We start from the raw sequence: 20,802 nt of genomic DNA on the forward strand, positions 1-20,802 counted from the left end.
GGCGGGGTGTCGCCGGGCGGGCGCACATCGCGACGTATCGCGGCCAAATTTCATCACGGTTTCGGTTGCGCAAAGGTACAGCGGCGTGCCCGCGATGCAAGGGCCGGTACCGCCTGCTTGGCTCTAGTGTTGGGGGCATGGCCGAACTGAACACTCGCGTGAAGCGCTGGCGCGCAGCGCTTCACGTATCCGTGTCGGCATTGATGGTCGCCATCCTCGGACTCGCCGGCACCCCGGTAGCTCATGCGGCAGCGGCCTCGGCGACGTTGTCGGTGGAACATGCGTGGCAGACCGGTTTCATCGCCAACTTCACCGTGACCAACTTGAGCATGGCGCCGCTAACCGATTGGCGGCTCGACTTCGACATGCCGGCGGGACAATCCGTCTTGCACACGTGGAACAGCACCGTCACCCAATCGGGCACCCACTTCGTTCTCACCCCCGCGAACTGGAATCGCAGCATCGCCCCGGGTGGTTCAGCCACGGGTGGCATGAGGGGCGTGGTGAGCGGTTCCTTCTCCCCACCGTCGAATTGTCTGCTCAACGGGCAATACCCCTGCAGCTAGCGGCGACTGCGCACTGAGGACGCGCGATAGAGCGCGTCGAAGCCCCTTCGCTGCAGCGGGAGAAGCCCGGGCCCGGCGGGACACCTGGGACGGGTGGGGCGCAGCGTGCCTTCAGAGTCGGCGCCACCCGTGCCTCGCGCCGGCGCGCGTTCGAACAAGTGCTACGCTGCCGTGCAGTCGACATCCTTTAACGATCCGTCCGGCGAGGCGGAGAAGGAGGTCAAGTCTCGTATGGGTGCTTTGGGTGAGAGTGGCGTGGGCCGCGAATCCCGGGAATTGATGTCGGCGGCCGACGTGGGTCGCACCATTTCCCGTATCGCACACCAAATCATCGAAAAGACCGCGCTGGATAATCCCGATGCGCCGCGGGTGGTGCTGTTGGGCATCCCGACCCGCGGCGTGATCCTGGCCAACCGCCTGGCCACCAACATCGCCGAGTACAGCGGTGTTCAGGTCGGCCACGGCGGGCTCGACATCACCCTCTACCGCGACGACCTGATGCAGAAGCCGCCGCGCCCGCTCGAGGCCACCTCGATCCCCGCCGGCGGCATCGACGACGCGCTGGTGATCCTCATCGACGACGTGCTGTACTCCGGGCGCTCGGTGCGCTCCGCGCTGGACGCGCTGCGCGACGTCGGCCGCCCGCGCGTGGTGCAGCTTGCGGTGCTGGTCGACCGCGGCCACCGCGAGCTGCCGCTGCGCGCCGACTACGTCGGCAAGAACGTCCCCACCTCCCGCAGCGAGAGCGTGCACGTGCTGCTCTCCGAGCAGGACGGTCGCGACGGGGTGGTGATCTCGCGATGACGCGTCACCTGCTGGCCGCCGGCGACCTGAGCCGTGACGAGGCCACCGCCATCCTCGACGACGCGGACCGGTTCGCCGAGGCGCTGGTGGGCCGCGAGATCAAGAAGCTGCCGACGCTGCGCGGCCGCACCGTGATCACGATGTTCTACGAGAACTCCACCCGCACCCGGGTGTCGTTCGAGGTGGCGGGCAAGTGGATGAGCGCCGACGTGATCAACGTCAGCGCGGCCGGATCGTCGGTGGGCAAGGGGGAGTCGCTGCGCGACACGGCGTTGACGCTGCGGGCGGCCGGCGCCGACGCGCTGATCATCCGCCACCCGGCGTCCGGGGCGGCGCACCTGCTCGCCGACTGGACGTGCGCCGGCAACGACTCTGGGCCCTCGGTGATCAACGCCGGGGACGGCACCCACGAGCACCCGACGCAGGCGCTGCTGGACGCGCTCACCATCCGCCAGCGCCTGGGCGGCATCGAGGGCCGGCGCATCGTGATCGTCGGCGACATCCTGCACAGCCGGGTCGCCCGCTCCAACGTCATGCTGCTGAACACCCTGGGCGCCGAGGTGGTGCTGGTGGCGCCGCCGACGCTGTTGCCGGTCGGCGTCGACGGGTGGCCGGTCACCGTGACCAACGACTTCGACGCCGAGCTGCCCGCCGCCGACGCCGTGTTGATGCTGCGGGTGCAGGCCGAGCGGATGAACGGCGGCTTCTTCCCGTCGGTGCGCGAATACTCCTCCCGCTACGGGCTTTCCGATCGCCGCCAGGCCATGCTGCCCGGCCATGCCGTGGTGCTGCACCCCGGGCCGATGCTGCGCGGCATGGAGATCGCATCGTCGGTGGCAGACTCGTCGCAATCGGCGGTGCTGCAACAGGTTTCCAACGGCGTGCACGTGCGGATGGCGGTGCTGTTCCATGTACTGGTGGGAGCGGAATCCGCCGGAAAAGAGGGCGTGGCATGAGCGTGCTGATCCGCGGGGTCCGGTTGTACGGCGAGGGCGATCGGGTCGACGTGCTGGTCGATGACGGCCAGATCGCCGACATCGGTGCCAAGTTGGGGATCCGCGACACCGCCGACGTCATCGACGCCACCGGCCACGTGCTGCTGCCGGGACTGGTCGACCTGCACACCCATCTGCGCGAACCGGGCCGGGAGTACGCCGAGGACATCGAAACCGGTTCGGCCGCAGCGGCGTTGGGCGGCTACACCGCGGTGTTCGCGATGGCCAACACCAACCCGGTCGCCGACAGCCCGGTGGTCACCGACCACGTGTGGCACCGCGGCCAACAGGTCGGCCTGGTCGACGTGCACCCCGTCGGCGCCGTCACCGTCGGACTGGCCGGCGCGGAGCTCACCGAGATGGGCATGATGGCGGCCGGGGCCGGGCAGGTCCGGATGTTCTCCGACGACGGCATCTGCGTGCACGACCCGCTGGTGATGCGCCGCGCCCTCGAGTACGCCGCCGGCCTGGGGGCGCTCATCGCCCAGCACGCCGAGGAACCCAGGCTGACCGTCGGCGCCGTCGCCCACGAGGGACCGACCGCCGCCCGGTTGGGGCTTTCGGGATGGCCGCGGGCCGCCGAGGAATCGATCGTGGCCCGCGACGCGCTGCTGGCGCGCGACGCCGGAGCCCGCGTCCACATCTGCCACGCGTCCACCGCGGGCACCGTCGAGATCGTGAGATGGGCCAAGGAGCAAGGGATTTCGATCACCGCCGAGGTCACCCCGCATCACCTGATGCTCGACGACGGCAGACTGGCCAGCTACGACGGGGTGAATCGCGTCAACCCGCCGCTTCGCGAGGCCGCCGACGCGGTGGCGTTGCGCCAAGCCCTGGCCGACGGGGTCATCGACTGCGTGGCCACCGACCATGCCCCGCACGCCGAGCACGAGAAGTGCGTGGAGTTCGCCGCGGCCCGTCCCGGCATGCTGGGTCTGCAGACCGCGCTGTCGGTCGTGGTGCAGACGATGGTGACGCCCGGGCTGCTGACCTGGCGTGACGTCGCGCGGGTGATGAGTGAGAACCCCGCCCGCATCGTCGGGCTGCCCGATCACGGCCGCCCGCTGGAGGTGGGGGAGCCGGCCAACCTGACGGTGGTCGATCCCGACGCCACCTGGACGGTCGCCGGATCGGATCTGGCCAGCCGGTCGGCCAACACGCCGTTCGAGTCGATGGCCCTGCCCGCCACCGTGACGGCGACCCTGTTGCGCGGCAAGGTCACCGCGCGAGACGGGAAGTGCCCGGCATGAATTCAGGCACGCTGGTGGGGTCGCTGATCTTCGCGGCTGTGCTGGTGGTGGTGATCGCGGTGGTGATCCAGGTGATGATGCGCAGCTGGCGGCGCCGCTCGCTGCGGCAGGCGGAGCTGATCGGCGACCTGCCCGACGTGCCCGACCAGGTGGGCGCGGCGATCGTCACCACCCGCGGCCACTATTGCGGTTCCATGATGGCGCCGGATTGGCACGAGCGGATCGCGGCCGGCGATCTGGGTTACCGGAGCAAAGGGGTCCTGACCCGATATTCCGGCGGAATCATGGTGGAACGGCTGCGGGCCCAACCGATTTGGATTCCGAAGGACTCGATCAGCGCTATCCGCATGGAGCGCAGCATGGGAGGCAGGGCGCCGGCCCGGATCGGGATCTTGGCGATTCGGTGGCGGCTGCCATCAGGAGTCGAGATCGACACCGGCTTTCGCGCAAACCACCGCGAAGACTACGCCGAGTGGCTGGAAGAGGAAGCAGCGTGACGAACACGGCCCTACTGGTACTCGAGGACGGGCGCGTCTTCACCGGCACGCCGTTCGGCAAGGTCGGCGAAACGCTGGGCGAGGCGGTGTTTTCCACCGGCATGTCCGGCTACCAGGAGACGCTGACCGATCCCAGCTATCACCGGCAGATCGTGGTGGCCACCGCGCCCCAGATCGGCAACACCGGCTGGAACGCCGAGGACGGTGAGAGCCGGGGTGACAAGATCTGGGTCGCCGGCTACGCGGTGCGCGACCCGTCGCCGCGCGCGTCGAACTGGCGCGCCACCGGCACCCTGGAGGACGAGCTGGTGCGCCAGCACATCGTCGGGATCGCCGGCATCGACACCCGGGCGGTGGTGCGCCACCTGCGCACCCGCGGATCGATGAAGGCGGGGGTGTTCTCCGGTGCGGCACTCGCCGACACGGCCGAGTTGGTGGAGCGGGTGCGGGGGCAGCACTCCATGCTGGGTGCCGACCTCGCCGGCGAGGTCAGCACCCCGGAGCGCTACATCGTGGAAGCCGAAGGGCCGCAACGCTTCACGGTGGTCGCGCTGGACCTGGGCATCAAGACCAACACCCCACGCAATTTCGCGCGCCGCGGCGTCCGCAGCCACGTGCTGCCGTCGTCGACGAGCTTCGAGCAGATCGCCGACATCGCACCCGACGGCGTGTTCTTGTCCAACGGCCCCGGCGACCCCGCGACCGCCGACCATGTCGTGGCGCTCACCCGCGAGGTGCTGGGCGCCGGGATCCCGTTGTTCGGCATCTGTTTCGGCAACCAGATCCTGGGCCGGGCGCTGGGCCTGTCCACCTACAAGATGGTCTTCGGCCACCGCGGCATCAACATCCCGGTCATGGACCACGCCACCGGGCGGGTGGCGGTGACCGCACAAAATCACGGCTTCGCGCTGGAAGGCGAGGCGGGCCAATCCTTCGACACGCCGTTCGGGCAGGCCGTGGTCAGCCACACCTGCGCCAACGACGGGGTGGTCGAGGGCGTCAAACTCGCTGACGGGCGGGCATTCTCGGTGCAGTACCACCCCGAGGCCGCCGCCGGTCCACACGACGCGGAATACCTGTTCGACCAATTCATCGAGCTGATGGCCGCCCAACAGAGCGAAAGGGGGCGCTAGTGCCGCGTCGCACCGACTTGCGTCACGTGCTGGTGATCGGCTCGGGGCCGATCGTCATCGGCCAGGCGGCCGAATTCGATTACTCCGGCACCCAGGCCTGCCGGGTGCTGCGAGCGGAGGGGCTGCAGGTCAGCCTGATCAACTCCAACCCGGCCACCATCATGACCGATCCGGAGTACGCCGACCACACCTACGTCGAGCCCATCACCCCGGCGTTCGTGGAGCGGGTGATCGCCCAGCAGGCCGAGCGCGGCAACAAGATCGACGCCCTGCTGGCCACGCTGGGCGGGCAGACCGCACTCAACACCGCGGTCGCGCTGCACGAGAACGGGGCGCTGGAGCGGCACGGTGTCGAGCTCATCGGGGCCGACATCGATGCCATCCAGCGCGGCGAGGACCGGCAGATGTTCAAGGACATCGTCGCCAAGGTCGGCGGTGAATCCGCCCGCAGCCGAGTGTGTTTCACCATGGAAGAGGTTCGCGAGACGGTCTCCGAACTCGGCCTGCCGGTCGTGGTGCGGCCCAGCTTCACCATGGGCGGCCTCGGCTCGGGCATGGCGCGATCCGTCGAGGAGGTCGACCGGATGGCCGGCGCCGGCCTGGCCGAAAGCCCCAGCGCCAACGTGCTGATCGAGGAATCGATCTACGGCTGGAAGGAATTCGAACTCGAGCTCATGCGCGACGGCAACGACAACGTGGTCGTGGTGTGCTCGATCGAGAACGTCGACCCGATGGGCGTGCACACCGGTGACTCGGTCACCGTCGCGCCGGCCATGACGCTGACCGACCGGGAATACCAGCGGATGCGCGACCTGGGCATCGCAATCCTGCGCGAGGTCGGGGTGGACACCGGCGGCTGCAACATCCAGTTCGCGATCAACCCGACCGACGGCCGGCTGATCGTCATCGAGATGAACCCCCGGGTGTCGCGGTCCAGCGCGCTGGCCTCCAAGGCCACCGGCTTCCCGATCGCCAAGATCGCGGCCAAGCTGGCCATCGGGTACAGCCTCGACGAGATCGTCAACGACATCACCAAGGAAACGCCGGCCTGCTTCGAACCCACCCTCGACTACGTCGTCGTCAAGGCGCCGAGGTTCGCGTTCGAGAAGTTCCCCGGGGCGGACCCCACCCTGACCACCACGATGAAGTCCGTTGGCGAGGCAATGTCGTTGGGCCGCAACTTCATCGAGGCGCTCGGCAAGGTGATGCGATCGCTGGAGACCACCCGCGCGGGTTTCTGGACCAAGCCGGACCCCGACGGGGACGTCCACGAGGTGCTCGACCGGCTCCGCACCGCGACCGAGGGCCGGCTCTACGACATCGAACTGGCGCTGCGGCTGGGCACCTCGGTCGAGCAGGTCGCCGAGGCCAGCGGCGTCGACCCGTGGTTCGTCGCTCAGATCGGCGAGCTGGGCAAGCTGCGCACCGAACTGCTGGACGCCCCGGTGCTCGACACCGACCTACTGCGCCGCGCCAAGCACAACGGGCTGTCGGACCGCCAAATCGCCGCGCTGCGGCCCGAGTTGGCGGGGGAGAACGGGGTGCGCTCGCTGCGGTCGCGGCTCGGCATCCACCCGGTGTACAAGACAGTGGACACCTGCGCGGCGGAGTTCGAGGCCAAGACGCCCTACCACTACAGCAGTTACGAACTCGACCCGGCGGCCGAGACGGAGGTGGCCCCGCAGACCGAGCGCCCCAAGGTGCTGATCCTCGGGTCCGGACCCAACCGCATCGGCCAGGGCATCGAATTCGACTACAGCTGCGTGCACGCGGCAACCACGTTGAGCCAGGCCGGTTTTGAGACCGTGATGGTCAACTGCAACCCGGAGACGGTGTCCACCGACTACGACACCGCCGACCGGCTGTACTTCGAGCCGCTGACCTTCGAGGACGTGCTGGAGGTGTTCCGCGCCGAGCAGCAGTCGGCCGGCGCGGGTCCCGGGGTGGCGGGCGTCATCGTGCAATTGGGCGGCCAGACCCCGCTCGGGCTGGCGCAGCGCCTCGCCGACGCCGGGGTCCCGATCGTGGGCACCCCGCCCGAGGCGATCGATTTGGCCGAGGACCGCGGCGCCTTCGGCGACGTGCTGCTGGGCGCCGGCTTGCCGGCGCCGAAATACGGCATGGCAACGACTTTCGCGCAGGCCCGCCGGATCGCCGACGAGATCGGTTATCCGGTGCTGGTGCGGCCGTCGTACGTGCTGGGCGGGCGCGGGATGGAGATCGTCTACGACGAGGAGACGCTGGAGGGCTACATCACCCGCGCCACCGAGCTCTCACCCGAGCACCCGGTGCTGGTCGACCGCTTCCTCGAGGACGCGGTGGAGATCGACGTCGACGCGCTGTGCGACGGCAGCGAGGTCTACATCGGCGGGATCATGGAGCACATCGAGGAGGCCGGCATCCACTCCGGCGACTCGGCGTGCGCGCTGCCGCCGGTCACGTTGGGCCGCAGCGACATCGAGAAGGTGCGCCGCGCGACGGAGGCGATCGCGCACGGCATCGGGGTGATCGGCCTGCTCAACGTGCAGTACGCCCTCAAGGACGACGTGCTCTACGTCCTGGAGGCCAACCCGAGAGCGAGCCGTACCGTTCCTTTCGTATCCAAGGCCACCGCCGTCCCGCTGGCCAAGGCGTGCGCCCGGGTCATGTTGGGCGCCACCATCCCCCAGCTCCGCGCCGAAGGCATGCTGGCGGCTTGCGGGGACGGCGCCCACGCGGCCCAGAACGCCCCGATCGCTGTCAAGGAGGCGGTGCTGCCATTCCACCGCTTCCGCCGCGCCGACGGGGCCGCCATCGACTCGCTGCTGGGCCCCGAGATGAAATCGACCGGCGAGGTGATGGGCATCGACCGCGACTTCGGCAGCGCCTTCGCCAAGAGCCAGACCGCCGCGTACGGGTCGCTGCCGGCGGAGGGCACCATCTTCGTCTCGGTCGCCAACCGGGACAAGCGGTCGCTGGTGTTCCCGGTCAAGCGCCTTGCCGACCTGGGCTTCCGCGTGCTGGCCACCGAGGGCACGGCGGAGATGTTGCGCCGCAACGGGATTCCCTGCGACGAGGTTCGCAAGCACTTCGAGCCGGCGCAGCCGGGCCGCCCGGCCGTGTCCGCCGTCGACGCGATCAAGGCCGGCGAAATCGACATGGTGATCAACACGCCCTACGGCAATTCCGGCCCCCGCATCGACGGCTACGAGATCCGTTCGGCCGCGGTTTCGGTCAACATCCCCTGCGTCACGACGGTGCAGGGCGCGTCGGCCGCCATCCAGGGCATCGAGGCCGGCATCCGCGGCGACATCGGCGTGCGGTCCCTGCAGGAACTGCACAGCCTCATGGGGCAGGGCGCCGCGCCCGGGGAAGGCACCCGGTGACCGGGTTTGGCCTCCGGCTGGCCGAGGCCAAGGCGCAACGCGGCCCGTTGTGCGTGGGCATCGACCCGCACCCCGAGCTGCTACGCGCGTGGGATTTGCCGACCACCGCCGACGGGCTGGCCGCGTTCTGCGACATCTGCGTCGAGGCGTTCGCCGGGTTCGCCGTCGTCAAGCCCCAGGTGGCGTTCTTCGAGTCCCACGGCGCCGCCGGGTTCGCCGTGCTGGAACGCACCATCGCCGCCCTGCGGTCGGTGGGCGTGCTGGTGCTGGCCGACGCGAAGCGCGGCGACATCGGCACCACGATGGCGGCGTACGCCGCCGCCTGGGCGGGGGACTCGCCGCTGGCCGCCGACGCCGTGACGGCCTCGCCGTACCTGGGGTTCGGCTCGCTGCGGCCGCTGCTGGAGGCCGCCGCCGCGCACGATCGGGGCGTGTTCGTGCTGGCCGCCACCTCCAACCCCGAGGGGGCGACCGTCCAGCGCGCCGCGTTCGACGGCCGCACGGTCGCCCAGCTGGTCGTCGACCAGGCGGCGGTGGTGAACAAGTCCGCCACGCCCTCCGGGCCCGGATACGTCGGCGTGGTGGTGGGTGCGACGGTCCTCGAGGCCCCCGACCTCAGCGCGCTGGGCGGACCGGTCCTGGTGCCGGGGCTGGGCGTGCAGGGCGGCCGGCCGGAGGCGCTCGCCGGGCTGGGCGGGGCGCGTCCCGGCCAGCTGCTGCCCGCGGTGGCCCGCGAGGTGCTGCGCGCCGGGCCGGGAGTCCCCGAGCTGCGGGCGGCCGGCGAGCGGATGCTGGACGCGGTGGCCTATCTGGGAGCCCTCTAGACGCCCCGCTGGGCGCCGAGTGTGGCCGCTACGCACCGGAAACGCCCCGGGGCCGCGTCCGAGGCCCCAGGAGCGCGTCAGTCCGACGCGATCGACGTGCTGGGCCGGGCGGTCTCCACGATCACCGTGGTGGCCTTGACGACCGCCACGGCGACGCTGCCGGGCCGCAGCTGCAATTCCTCGGCGGCCTCGGTGCTCATCAGCGAGACGACGGTGAACGGGCCGCACTGCATCTCCACCTGGGCCATCACCTTGTCGCTGGTGACCTTGGTGACCAGGCCGACAAAGCGGTTGCGGGCCGAGCTGCCGATGCTGAGCGGGTCCGGCGGCGGGGCGGGCGCGTTGGTCCGGGAAAACCGGGCCAGGTCCTCGCTGGCGATGACCTTGCGGCCCGCCGCGTCGTGACTTACCGACAACGATCCTTGGTTGATCCATCGCCGGACGGTGTCGTCGCTGACTCCGAGCAGCTCAGCGGCCTGACGGATCCGCAGGTTCGACACCGCTAGATGGTAACCCGGCCGGTATTAGCTGGGGCTGCTACCAGCAATCGTCACCCGGTCGAACCGCGCCGGGGCGGCAGCAACGCGACACGCGCGACACGCGACGAAAAATGCGTGATCCCCGGCACGAGGGGTTTCCGGCCGTCGAGACCGCCCTTCGCCGCCGCCCCGGCGACGGCGATCCCGCCACCCCGATGCGCTAAAGTCGCTGGTCAGAGCGCTGATTTCGGCGCTCAACCAGGCGATGCGGCCGCCCGGACGGCACCGGTCGCGGACGTCGTCGGCGACGTTCGGCGAACCGGATTTTCGGGCCGCGTGCGGGGCTCTTGCTGGGAGTTTGCCCCCCGAACCAGGGGGTCGGGTTAGATTTCGTCAGGAGGCCTGAGTACGGTCGTCTGCGCTGGCTGAAGTGCCGGCGGAGACAAAAAGCGATCGATTGAGATTGATTGATCAGATACGGAGGAATCGTGGCCCTTCCCCAGTTGACCGACGAGCAGCGCGCGGCCGCGTTGGAGAAGGCGGCTGCCGCACGTCGAGCTAGAGCAGAGCTCAAGGACCGGCTGAAGCGCGGCGGCACCAACCTCACGCAGGTGCTCAAGGACGCCGAGACCGACGAAGTCCTGGGCAAGATGAAGGTTTCCGCGCTGCTTGAGGCGTTGCCCAAGGTGGGCAAGGTCAAAGCACAGGAAATCATGACCGAGCTGGAGATCGCCCCCACCCGCCGCCTGCGGGGATTGGGCGATCGGCAGCGCAAGGCCCTGCTGGAAAAGTTCGGCTCCTAACCCGGCCTCGGCCAACCCGCCCTGTGGGCGCACCGGCCCAGGAGCGCCAGTGAGCGCCGGCGGGGGACCGGACGTCGAGCACGGGACGCGTCCCACACCACCTGGCAAGGGACGCGTGGTCGTGCTGTCCGGTCCCTCCGCGGTCGGCAAGTCGACAGTGGTCCGGTGCCTGCGCGAGCGGATACCGGACCTGCATTTCAGCGTCTCTGCCACGACGCGGGCGCCGCGGCCGGGCGAGGTCGACGGCGTCGACTACCACTTCGTCAGCCCCGCCCGCTTCCAGCAGCTCATCGACGACGGCGCGCTGCTGGAGTGGGCCGACATCCACGGCGGACTGCACCGATCGGGCACCCTCGCCGAGCCGGTGCGGACCGCCACCGCCGCCGGGATCCCGGTGCTCATCGAGGTCGACCTGGCCGGCGCCAGGGCGGTCAAGAAGGCGATGCCCGAGGCCATCACCGTTTTCCTGGCCCCACCCAGCTGGGAAGACCTGGAGGCCAGACTCGTCGGCCGCGGCACCGAAACACCGGAAGCCATGCAGCGCCGCCTCGAGACCGCCCGCATCGAAATGGCGGCCAAGGACGACTTCGACGAGGTCGTGGTCAACAGTCAATTGGAGTCTGCGTGCGCAGAATTGGTATCCTTGCTGGTGGAAACTGCGCCGGCTCGGCATGAGGCGCCCGGCCAGACCAGTCAGACCAGATCCAATCGAGACTGAGCATCGAATTGCCAGCGGTAGTTAAGCCGTTTCGGGGCTCTGACCGCTTCGAACGTTGAGGAGATTGACCTAAGTGACCATTCCGCAGTCCGACGCCGCGTTGGCCGCCGTCCCCGATCGGTTTGACCCCTCGGCGGGAGGGCAGGGCGCCTACGACACCCCGCTGGGCATCACCAACCCGCCCATCGACGAGCTGCTGGACCGCGTGTCGAGCAAGTACGCCCTGGTGATCTACGCCGCCAAGCGGGCCCGCCAGATCAACGATTACTACAACCAGCTCGGCGAGGGCATCCTCGAATACGTTGGGCCGCTGGTCGAGCCGGGGCTTCAGGAGAAGCCGCTGTCGATCGCCCTGCGCGAGATCCACGCCGACCTGCTCGAGCACACCGAGGGCGAGTAACTAGGGCAGGGCCGGGCAGGCTGTGGACCGTAAACGGATCGTCGTCGGCGTCTCCGGTGGCATCGCCGCCTACAAGGCGTGCACGGTCGTTCGTCAGCTCTCCGAGGCCGGCCACCTGGTCCGGGTCATCCCCACCGAATCCGCGTTGCGGTTCGTCGGGGCCGCCACCTTCGAGGCGCTCTCCGGCCAGCCGGTGCACACCGGGGTTTTCGAGAACGTCCCGGAGGTGCCGCACGTCCAGCTCGGCCAGAAGGCCGACCTGGTTCTGGTGGCGCCGGCCACCGCGGACCTGCTGGCGCGAGCGGTGCACGGCCGCGCCGACGACCTGCTGACCGCAACCCTGCTCACGGCGCGCTGCCCCGTGCTGTTCGCGCCGGCGATGCACACCGAGATGTGGCTGCACCCGGCCACCATCGACAACGTGGCGACGCTGCGGCGCCGCGGTGCGGTGGTGCTGGAACCCGCGTTCGGCCGGCTCACCGGCGCCGACAGCGGGTCGGGCCGGCTGCCCGAAGCGGAGGAGATCACCACGCTGGCCCAGCTGCTGCTGGAACGCCACGACGCGCTTCCCTACGACCTCGCCGGGTGCAAGGTGCTGGTGACCGCCGGCGGCACCCGCGAACCGATCGACCCGGTGCGCTTCATCGGCAACCGCAGCTCGGGCAAGCAGGGCTACGCGGTGGCCCGTGTCGCCGCCCAGCGCGGCGCCGAGGTCACGCTGATCGCCGGTCACACCGCCGGACTGATCGACCCCGCCGGGGTTGAGGTGGTCCACGTCAGCTCCGCGGAACAGCTCGGTGACGCGGTGGCCAAGCACGCCCCCGCGGCCGACGTGCTGGTGATGGCGGCGGCCGTCGCCGACTTCCGGCCCGCGCAGGTTTCCGCCGCCAAGATCAAAAAGGGTGACGAAGGCCCACCGGCGATCGAGCTGGTGCGAAACGACGATGTCCTGGCCGGCGCGGTGCGGGCGCGCGCCAGCGGCGAACTGCCGAACATGCGGGCCATCGTCGGGTTCGCCGCGGAGACGGGCGACGCCAACGGCGATGTGCTGTTTCACGCCCGCGCCAAGCTGCGGCGCAAGGGCTGCGACCTGTTGGTGGTCAACGCGGTCGGCGACGGTAGGGCGTTCGAGGTGGACAGCAACGACGGGTGGCTGCTCGCGTCCGACGGCACCGAGTCCGCACTGCAGCATGGCTCCAAGACGCTGATGGCCAGTCGTATCGTGGATGCGATCGCCACGTTCCTGCACGGCGGCGGGTAATCGGGTTCGGTTCTCCTGTGGCGCCAGGCCAGGTGCTGGCCGGAAGACGCCCGCCGATATAATTCGGTTAACTAATTATTCGGAAGGATTGAGATTGTGAGCGAAAATGGTCGCCTGTTTACCAGTGAGTCGGTGACTGAGGGACATCCCGACAAGATCTGTGACGCGATCAGCGACTCGGTCCTCGACGCCCTGCTGGCGCAGGACCCCCGCTCACGTGTCGCGGTCGAGACGCTGGTGACCACCGGCCAGGTGCACGTCGTCGGCGAGGTCACGACGACGGCGAAGGAGGCGTTCGCCGACATCACCAACACGGTCCGCGAGCGCATCCTCGAGATCGGCTACGACTCGTCGGACAAGGGTTTCGACGGGGCGTCCTGCGGGGTGAACATCGGCATCGGCGCGCAGTCGCCCGACATCGCCCAGGGCGTCGACACCGCCTACGAGGCCCGGGTCGAGGGTGAGCGCGACCCGCTGGACGCGCAGGGCGCCGGTGACCAGGGCCTGATGTTCGGCTACGCGATCGCCGACACCCCCGAACTGATGCCGTTGCCCATCGCGCTGGCCCACCGCCTGTCCCGGCGGCTGACCGAGGTGCGCAAGAACGGCGTCCTGCCCTACCTCCGGCCCGATGGCAAGACGCAGGTCACCATCGAATACGAGGACAACGTCCCGGTCCGGCTCGACACCGTGGTGATCTCCACCCAGCACGCGGCCGACATCGACCTGGAGCACACCCTGACCCCCGACCTCCGGGAAAAGGTGGTCAACACCGTGCTCGACGACCTGGCCCACGACACGCTGGACACCTCGTCGACGCGGTTGCTTTTCAACCCGACCGGCAAGTTCGTCCTGGGCGGCCCGATGGGCGACGCGGGGCTGACCGGCCGCAAGATCATCGTCGACACCTACGGCGGGTGGGCCCGCCACGGTGGCGGCGCCTTCTCCGGCAAGGATCCGTCCAAGGTGGACCGCTCGGCGGCCTACGCGATGCGCTGGGTGGCCAAGAACATCGTCGCCGCCGGCCTGGCGGAGCGGGTCGAGGTGCAGGTGGCCTACGCCATCGGCAAAGCCGCCCCCGTCGGCTTGTTCGTCGAGACCTTCGGCACCGCCACGGTCGACCCGGTCAAGATCGAGAAGATCGTCCCGGAGGTGTTCGACCTGCGGCCCGGCGCCATCATCCGCGACCTGGACCTGCTGCGCCCGATCTACGCGCAGACCGCCGCCTACGGCCACTTCGGCCGCACCGACATCGAGCTGCCGTGGGAGCAGCTGAACAAGGTCGACGACCTCAAGCGCGCCGTCTAGGGGACTCGACGAGAAGACGCGAAATCGCATGAATCACCAAGGCGGAAGGTGATTTTGCGTCTGTTCGCGGCCGTCGGCGTCAGCCGGTGAATCGGTAGTCGTCGAGGTCGAACCGCCGGCTGCGCCAATAGGCCTCCACCGTGGTGGTGGGGCGCAGCGGCACGTCGCCGTTCTTGTCGAAGTAGTAGCTGTTGGCCAGCCGGCAGCTGTCCTGCCAGAAGATCTGCCGGTGCCGTCGGCGCATCATCTCGTCGAAGTACCGGTCATTGGCTTCCTCGGTGACCTCGACGCGCCTCGCGCGCTCACGCTCGGCCCGTTTCAGACACCGCACGATGTGGTGGGTCTGCGTCTCGATGAGCGCGAAATATGAAGAGCCGACATAGCCGTAGGGGCCGAACACCGTGAACAGGTTGGGGAAATCGGGGACGCTGACGCCCTCGTAGGCCTGCAGCCGGTGTTCGTCCCAGAACCGGCTCAGGGATTTGCCGCCGCTTCCGGTGACCGCGAACGTCGGGACGTCGTCGGGGTCCATCACTTTGAAGCCGGTGGCCAGGATCAGCACGTCGACTTCGTGGTTCTCGCCGTCGGTGGTGGCCACCGCCGACGGGGTGATCTTGTCGATCGGCTCGGTGACCAGCCGCACGTTGTCCCGGTTGAACGTGGCCAGGTACTCGTTGTGGAAACCGGGGCGCTTGCAGCCGACCGCGTAGCGCGGGGTGAGTTGATCGCGCACCGTCGGGTCGTGAACCTGTTTGCGTAGATAGGCCAGCCCCGCCGACTCCATCCTCTTGGCCAGCGGGATGACCGTGAAATAGTGCGCGGAGATCGGGAAGGTGACTTCGACGAAGGCCTGGCTCAGTAACCGCTGCACGACCTTTCCGCCGGGGATCCGCATCGCCCAGCGGGCCGGCGCGGGCAACGCGACGTCCAGCTTGGGGAAGCACCAGATCGGGGTGCGTTGAAAAACGGTGAGCTGCTCGACAATCGGCGCGATTTCGGGAATGACCTGGACGGCCGAGGCGCCGGTGCCGATGATCGCGACGCGCTTGCCGCTCAGGTCCTGGTCGTGATCCCAGCGCGCGGTGTGCATCGTGACGCCGCCGAAGGTGTCCACGCCGTCGATGTCGGGCAGGTTGGGGACGGTGAGTACCCCGCAGGCGCTGATCAGGAATCGGGCGGTCACCGTGCCGCCGGGGTCGGTCTGCACCCGCCACAGGCAATGCTCGTCGTCGAACTCGGCGGCTTGCACCTTGGTGTTCAACCGGATTCGGGATCGGAGCCCGTACTTATCGACGCAGTGGTCGGCATACGCCTTGAGCTCCCGCCCGCGCGCGTAGGTTCGCGACCAGTCCGGGCTCTGCTCGAAGGAGAACTGGTAGGAGAACGACGGAATGTCCACGGCGATACCGGGATAGGTGTTCCAGTGCCACGTCCCGCCGACCCCGTCGCCGGCCTCGACGACGAGATAGTTCGACAGTCCGGCGTTGTCGAGCTTGATGGCGGCACCGATTCCGGAGAAACCGGCGCCCACGATCAGCGTGTGGTAGTCGGGAGTGCTGCTCATCGGTGTCCGCCTAGGGGTGTAGTGCCTTCTTCAGTGCGGCCAGCCCCCGCTCGGTGGCGTCGCCGGCCGCGGGTATCACCAAAGCGAAGCTGGCGTAGCCGTGCACCAGGTCAGGCTCGTTGCTCAATTCCGCGGGCACACCGGCGCCGTCCAGCAGCTCCGCGTAGCGGGCCCCGTCGTCGCGCAGCGGATCGTGTTCGGCGGTCCCGATGTAGGCGGGCGGCAACCCGGACAGGTCCGTCGCGTTCGCCGGGGCGAGGGTGACGGGCAGCGCCGTCGGGTCGCTGATGTCGAGGTCGGGCAGATACCAGGACAGGAAGGCGTCGATCACGTCGCGGTCCAGGATGGGCGCGTTGGCGTTCTCGGTGTACGACGGCAGCGACAGGTCCGCGGTGACGACCGGGTACCACAGCAGCTGGAAGCTGAGCTCGGGTCCCGCGTTCTCGTTGGCCAGATGCGCCATCACGGCGGCCAGGTTGCCGCCGGCCGAGTCGCCGGCGACGGCGATGCGGGTGGGGTCGCCGCCCAGCTCGGCGGCGTGCTCGGCGACCCACTGCAACGCCGCCCAGGAGTCGTTGACCCCGGCCGGGAACGGATGCTCGGGGGCCAGCCGGTAGTCGACGGACACCACGATGGCCTCGGCGCCGACGGCGTGGGCGCGGGCCAGGGGGTCGTGGGTGTCCAGGCCGCCGAGGCAGAAGCCGCCGCCGTGGTAGAAGACGACGACCGGCAACGCCTCCTCGGGCTCCAGGGGCGGCCAGTAGATGCGCACGGGGATGTCGGTGAGCTCCCCGTGACCGATCGTGCGGTCCTCGATGCGCAGGTCCGGCAGCATTTCGGGCGGCACCTGCAGCAGCCGCAGGCGCGAGCGCGCGACCTCCACGCCGTCGGCCGCGCTGAAGGTCATCGGGAAGGCGTCGAGCAACGTCTTGAACGTCGGATCGATGCCGGGTCGGGCGAAGGTGGGCTCCGTCATGGATTCACCGTACGCCCCACATTCACCCCCGCAGCCCGGTTCGCAGGGCCCTGAGGCCGCGTTCCATCGCGGCGGTGGCCGCGGGCACCACACCGCCATAACCGAGGTAGCCGTGCACCAGGGTCTCGGCGTTGTGCACCTCGACCAAGACGCCCGCTTCGGCCAGCAGCTCGCCGTACCGAATGCCGTCGTCGCGCAGCGGGTCGTGGCCCGCGACGGCGATGTAGGCGGGCGGCAGGTCGGACACATCGGCGGCGCGTCCCGGCGCCATACCCGGTGGCGGGACGGACAAGTCGACTTCGCCCGCGTACCAACGCGAAAACTCGGCGACGGCCTTGACGTCCAGGATCGGCGCGGTGGCGTTTTCGGTGAAGGACGGCAGCGAAGCGTCCCACATCGTGGAGGGATACCAGAGCAGCTGGAACGCGATGAGCGGTGCGCCGCTATCGCGCGCCCGCTGTGCCATCACGGCCGTGATGGTTCCGCCGGCTGAATCCCCGGCCAGGGCCAACCGATTCGGGTCACCCCCCAGCTCGCCGGCGTGCTCGGCGGTCCAAAGCATTGCGGCCCAAGCGTCTTCGATGGCGGCGGGGTAGGGATGCTCGGGCGCCAACCGGTAGTCGACGGACACCACGATCGCGTCGGCGCCCACCGCGTGCTGGCGGGCCGTGCCGTCGTAGCTGTCGAGGTCACCCACGACGAAACCGCCGCCGTGGAAGTACAGCACGACGGGCGGCGCGGTACTCCCGGTGCTCACATCCGAATCGATTGTCGGCCAATAGATCCGGATGCCGATCGGTCCCGCCGGCCCGGGAATGGCGCGGTCTTCGACGCGCAGCTCGGGATGCAGTGGCCGGCGGGGCAGGTCGCGGAACCGCTGCCGCGCCGCTTCAACACCGTCGTCGGTGGATAGCCGGAAGGGAACCGCATCCAGTACCTTCTGCAGGATGGGGTCGATCGCGGGCTTTTCGTCGGCTGTGTTATCCAAGCTTGGCATGGACGTACCGTACGCACCGCGTCTGGTGTTCGGCGGCTGGGTGGTGGCCGGCTGGGCGGCCCTCGGCTATGGCGTCTATTTGACGGTGTTGGCGTTGGGTTCGCCGCCGGGAACCGAGCTGACCGGGCACTGGGTGCTCCAGCCGCTGTTCAAGGCGTCGATGGCGTTGTTGCTGACCGCCGCCGCAGTCGGCCACGCCGTCGTCCGCGAGCGGCGGTGGCTGATGCCGGCGCTGCTGCTGTCGGCTATCGGTGACTGGGCGTTGGCGATCCCCTGGTGGGAGCAGTCCTTCGTGGTGGGCCTGGCCGCATTCCTGTTGGCGCACTTGTGCTTCCTGGGCGCGCTCCTGCCCCTGGCGGCGAGGCGCCCGTCGAAACCGCGCATCGCCGCCGTGGTGGCCATGTGCCTGACCACCATCGCGCTGCTGGCGTGGTTCTGGCCGCATCTGGACAAATTGAAGCTTCCGGTGACGGCCTACATCCTGGTGCTGACCGCGATGGTGTGCGCCGCGCTGGTGGCCCAGCTGCCGACGATCTGGACGGCGGTGGGGGCGGTTTGTTTCGCGGCGTCCGATTCGCTGATCGCCATCGGCCGCTTCATCCTGGGCAACGAGGCACTGGCGGTGCCGATCTGGTGGTCGTACGCCGCCGCGCTGATCCTGATGACGGCCGGGTTCTTCTTCGGTCGTGAGGCACCGGCCGACGCCGGCACCCCGGAACCGGCCGAAAGCTGACTCGGACGGTAAAGGCGTTGAGCACCTGCCTGTTTCGGCGCGCGGGGGTGCCGTGAGCGGCGCCGCGCGCACACCCGTGCAGGTGGAACCGATTGCCCGGGTGCTGCCGATGCTCTCGGTGCCGCATCTGGACCGTGAGTTCGACTACCTGGTGTCGGCCGAGCAGTCCGACGACGCCCAGCCCGGGGCGCGGGTACGGGTGCGGTTTCACGGCCGCCTGGTCGACGCGTTCGTGCTGGAGCGCCGCAATGACACCGACCACCAGGGCAAGCTCGGCTATCTGGACCGTGTCGTGTCGGCCGAACCCGTGCTGACGCCGGAGATCCGGCGGTTGGTCGACGCGGTGGCGGCACGTTACGCCGGGACCCGGCCCGATGTGCTGCGCCTGGCGGTGCCGGCCCGGCACGCCCGGGTGGAGCGGGAACCGACGGCGCCCCACCGGCTGCCGGTGCCCGCGCCCGTCGACCCGTCGGCGTGGGAGGGGTACGCCTGGGGCGCCCAGTTCCTGGCCGCCCTGGCCGAGTCCCGGGCCGCGCGGGCCGTCTGGCAGGCGCTGCCGGGGGAATCATGGGCGGACCGGTTCGCCGAGGCCGCCGCGCAAACCATCCGCGCCGGGCGGGCGGTGCTGGGGATCGTGCCCGATCAGCGGGATCTGGATGTGCTGTGGCGGGCCGCGACCGCGCGGATCGACGAGAGCGGCGTGGTGGCGCTGTCGGCGGGGCTCGGCCCGGCCGCCCGCTACCGGCGCTGGCTCGCGGCGCTGCGCGGTCAGGCGCGGCTGGTGATCGGCACCCGCAGCGCGGTTTTCGCGCCCCTTGGCGACCTGGGGCTCGTCATGGTGTGGGCCGACGCCGACGACTCGCTGGCCGAGCCGCGGGCGCCCTACCCGCACGCCCGCGAGGTGGCGATGCTGCGGGCGCATCAGGCGCGCTGTGCGGCGCTGATCGGTGGCTACGCGCGCACCGCGGAAGCACAGGCGCTGGTGCGCAGCGGGTGGGCGCACGACATCGTCGCGACCCGGGCGGTGGTGCGCGCCCGCACGCCGCGGGTGGTCGCCCTCGACGACACGGGCTACGCCGACGAACGCGACCCGGCCGCGCGCACCGCGCGCATCCCGTCGATCGCGCTGCGCGCCGCCCGCTCGTCGCTCGAGGCCGGGGCGCCGGTGCTGGTGCAGGTGCCGCGGCGCGGGTACGTCCCGTCGCTGGCCTGCGCACGCTGCCGCACGATCGCCCGGTGCCGGCACTGCACGGGACCCTTGTCGTTGCAGGAGGGCGGCCAGGCGCTGATCTGCCGGTGGTGCGGGCGCGTCGACCCGACGCGGCGGTGCGCGCGCTGCGGTTCGGACGCGGTGCGCGCCGTGGTCGTCGGGGCCCGCCGCACCGCCGAGGAGCTTGGGCGCGCGTTTCCCGGTACCGCGGTGGTCACCTCGTCGGGGGACGGTGTCGTGCCGGAGGTCGCCGCCGGTCCGGCCCTGGTGGTGGCAACCCCGGGGGCCGAACCCGCCGCGGCGGGCGGCTATGGCGCGGCACTGCTGCTGGATACCTGGGCGCTGCTGGGCCGACAAGACCTGCGTGCCACCGAGGACGCGCTGTGGCGCTGGATGACCGCCGCCGCGCTGGTGCGTCCCCGCGGTGACGGTGGGGTGGTGTTGGTGGTGGCCGAATCATCAATCCCCACAGTCCAATCGCTGATCCGCTGGGATCCGGTGGGCCACGCGGACGCCGACCTGGCGGCTCGGGCCGAGGTGGGCTTGCCACCGAGCGTGCACATGGCGGCGCTCGACGGCGCGGCCGATGCGGTGGCGGCACTGCTCGACGAGGCCGGGCTGCCAGACGGGGCCGACGTGCTGGGGCCGGTGGATTTGCCGGCGGGCGTGCGCCGCCCGGCGGGGACGCCCGCCGGAGTGCCGGTGACGAGGATGCTGGTGCGCGCCCGGCGGGAGCAGGGCCTGGCGCTGGCCGCGGCGCTGCGCCGCGGTGTGGGCGTGCTGTCCGCCCGTCAGACCCACGAGCCGGTCCGGGTGCAGATCGACCCCCTGCACATCGGGTGACCTCGCCAAATCCTGCCCGAGGGGATAGTATGCGTCGGAAATAATGCCTGACTACGACATTGGAAGGTTGTTACAC

The 20,802-nt window shown here is 69.9% G+C and carries 19 protein-coding genes; 15 read left to right on the forward strand and 4 right to left on the reverse strand.

Translation table 11 applies throughout. The features are described 5' to 3' along the window. Nucleotides 1–137: 137 nt before the first annotated feature. The 8 genes from H7J89_RS23935 to pyrF all read left to right on the forward strand — a co-directional run bounded on the left by H7J89_RS23935 (nt 138) and on the right by pyrF (nt 9,434). Nucleotides 138–566, forward strand: a complete 429-nt coding sequence (locus H7J89_RS23935) for a cellulose-binding domain-containing protein (RefSeq protein WP_264047340.1) — start codon at nt 138–140, stop codon at nt 564–566. Nucleotides 567–797: 231 nt separating this feature from the next. Then, the gene (pyrR, locus tag H7J89_RS23940) at nt 798–1,370 is read left to right on the forward strand and encodes a bifunctional pyr operon transcriptional regulator/uracil phosphoribosyltransferase PyrR (RefSeq protein ID WP_264047342.1); all 573 of its coding nucleotides are present in this window, start codon (nt 798–800) and stop codon (nt 1,368–1,370) included. Beyond that, nucleotides 1,367–2,326, forward strand: coding sequence for an aspartate carbamoyltransferase catalytic subunit (locus tag H7J89_RS23945; RefSeq protein WP_264047345.1), 960 nt, complete (start codon nt 1,367–1,369; stop codon nt 2,324–2,326). Before pyrR ends, H7J89_RS23945 begins: the two co-directional genes overlap by 4 nt. After that, nucleotides 2,323–3,615, forward strand: coding sequence for a dihydroorotase (locus tag H7J89_RS23950; protein WP_264047347.1), 1,293 nt, complete (start codon nt 2,323–2,325; stop codon nt 3,613–3,615). The genes H7J89_RS23945 and H7J89_RS23950 overlap by 4 nt, the downstream gene beginning before the upstream one ends. Continuing rightward, nucleotides 3,612–4,112, forward strand: coding sequence for a PH-like domain-containing protein (locus H7J89_RS23955; protein ID WP_264047349.1), 501 nt, complete (start codon nt 3,612–3,614; stop codon nt 4,110–4,112). Before H7J89_RS23950 ends, H7J89_RS23955 begins: the two co-directional genes overlap by 4 nt. Then, on the forward strand, nt 4,109–5,245 hold the full coding sequence (carA, locus tag H7J89_RS23960) for a glutamine-hydrolyzing carbamoyl-phosphate synthase small subunit (protein WP_264047351.1): 1,137 nt from the start codon (nt 4,109–4,111) through the stop codon (nt 5,243–5,245). The genes H7J89_RS23955 and carA overlap by 4 nt, the downstream gene beginning before the upstream one ends. Continuing rightward, nucleotides 5,245–8,610: a carbamoyl-phosphate synthase large subunit gene (gene carB / locus H7J89_RS23965; RefSeq protein WP_264047353.1), complete on the forward strand. Its 3,366-nt coding sequence runs from the start codon at nt 5,245–5,247 to the stop codon at nt 8,608–8,610. The genes carA and carB overlap by 1 nt, the downstream gene beginning before the upstream one ends. Next, a complete protein-coding gene (gene pyrF, locus H7J89_RS23970; protein WP_264047356.1) occupies nt 8,607–9,434 on the forward strand; it encodes an orotidine-5'-phosphate decarboxylase in 828 nt (275 codons plus the stop codon). Before carB ends, pyrF begins: the two co-directional genes overlap by 4 nt. A 77-nt stretch (nt 9,435–9,511) precedes the next feature. Here pyrF and H7J89_RS23975 read toward each other — a convergent pair whose 3' ends face one another. Next, nucleotides 9,512–9,934, reverse strand: a complete 423-nt coding sequence (locus H7J89_RS23975) for a TOBE domain-containing protein (protein WP_066945151.1) — start codon at nt 9,932–9,934, stop codon at nt 9,512–9,514. A gap of 467 nt (nt 9,935–10,401) precedes the next feature. On the opposite strand from H7J89_RS23975, the gene mihF reads away from it, so the two are divergent. The 5 genes from mihF (at nt 10,402) to metK (ending at nt 14,403) form a co-directional block, all read left to right on the forward strand. Then, nucleotides 10,402–10,716 carry an integration host factor, actinobacterial type gene (gene mihF, locus H7J89_RS23980; protein ID WP_007171927.1) on the forward strand — a complete coding sequence of 105 codons (315 nt, stop codon included), beginning with the start codon at nt 10,402–10,404 and terminating at the stop codon, nt 10,714–10,716. Nucleotides 10,717–10,765: 49 nt separating this feature from the next. Then, nucleotides 10,766–11,434 carry a guanylate kinase gene (gene gmk / locus H7J89_RS23985; RefSeq protein WP_264047360.1) on the forward strand — a complete coding sequence of 223 codons (669 nt, stop codon included), beginning with the start codon at nt 10,766–10,768 and terminating at the stop codon, nt 11,432–11,434. 73 nt (nt 11,435–11,507) lie between these two features. Beyond that, nucleotides 11,508–11,834, forward strand: a complete 327-nt coding sequence (gene rpoZ / locus H7J89_RS23990) for a DNA-directed RNA polymerase subunit omega (RefSeq protein WP_055403752.1) — start codon at nt 11,508–11,510, stop codon at nt 11,832–11,834. A 22-nt stretch (nt 11,835–11,856) separates the two neighbouring features. Beyond that, a complete protein-coding gene (coaBC, locus tag H7J89_RS23995) occupies nt 11,857–13,095 on the forward strand; it encodes a bifunctional phosphopantothenoylcysteine decarboxylase/phosphopantothenate--cysteine ligase CoaBC (protein ID WP_264047363.1) in 1,239 nt (412 codons plus the stop codon). Nucleotides 13,096–13,191: 96 nt separating this feature from the next. Continuing rightward, on the forward strand, nt 13,192–14,403 hold the full coding sequence (metK, locus tag H7J89_RS24000; RefSeq protein WP_264047365.1) for a methionine adenosyltransferase: 1,212 nt from the start codon (nt 13,192–13,194) through the stop codon (nt 14,401–14,403). Between the two features lie 79 nt (nt 14,404–14,482). Here the strand turns inward: metK and H7J89_RS24005 are convergent, their stop codons facing one another. Genes H7J89_RS24005 through lipI form a run of 3 tightly spaced genes read right to left on the reverse strand, consistent with a single transcriptional unit; the run spans nt 14,483 to nt 17,940 of the window. Next, entirely contained in the window at nt 14,483–15,967 is a 1,485-nt protein-coding gene (locus H7J89_RS24005; RefSeq protein WP_264047368.1) for a flavin-containing monooxygenase, read from the reverse strand. A 10-nt stretch (nt 15,968–15,977) separates the two neighbouring features. Next, nucleotides 15,978–16,943, reverse strand: a complete 966-nt coding sequence (locus H7J89_RS24010) for an alpha/beta hydrolase (protein WP_264047370.1) — start codon at nt 16,941–16,943, stop codon at nt 15,978–15,980. A 22-nt stretch (nt 16,944–16,965) separates the two neighbouring features. Further along, entirely contained in the window at nt 16,966–17,940 is a 975-nt protein-coding gene (lipI, locus tag H7J89_RS24015; protein ID WP_264047372.1) for an esterase LipI, read from the reverse strand. On the opposite strand from lipI, the gene H7J89_RS24020 reads away from it, so the two are divergent. Both H7J89_RS24020 and H7J89_RS24025 read left to right on the forward strand, forming a co-directional pair. Beyond that, complete coding sequence (locus tag H7J89_RS24020; protein WP_264047374.1) at nt 17,939–18,673, forward strand: lysoplasmalogenase; 735 nt, start codon at nt 17,939–17,941, stop codon at nt 18,671–18,673. The two genes, lipI and H7J89_RS24020, sit on opposite strands and share 2 nt — an antisense overlap. A 109-nt stretch (nt 18,674–18,782) precedes the next feature. Then, entirely contained in the window at nt 18,783–20,726 is a 1,944-nt protein-coding gene (locus H7J89_RS24025) for a primosomal protein N' (RefSeq protein WP_276042548.1), read from the forward strand. Nucleotides 20,727–20,802: the final 76 nt, after the last annotated feature.

This window comes from Mycobacterium paraffinicum, assembly GCF_025822865.1.
Classification (GTDB): domain Bacteria; phylum Actinomycetota; class Actinomycetes; order Mycobacteriales; family Mycobacteriaceae; genus Mycobacterium; species Mycobacterium paraffinicum.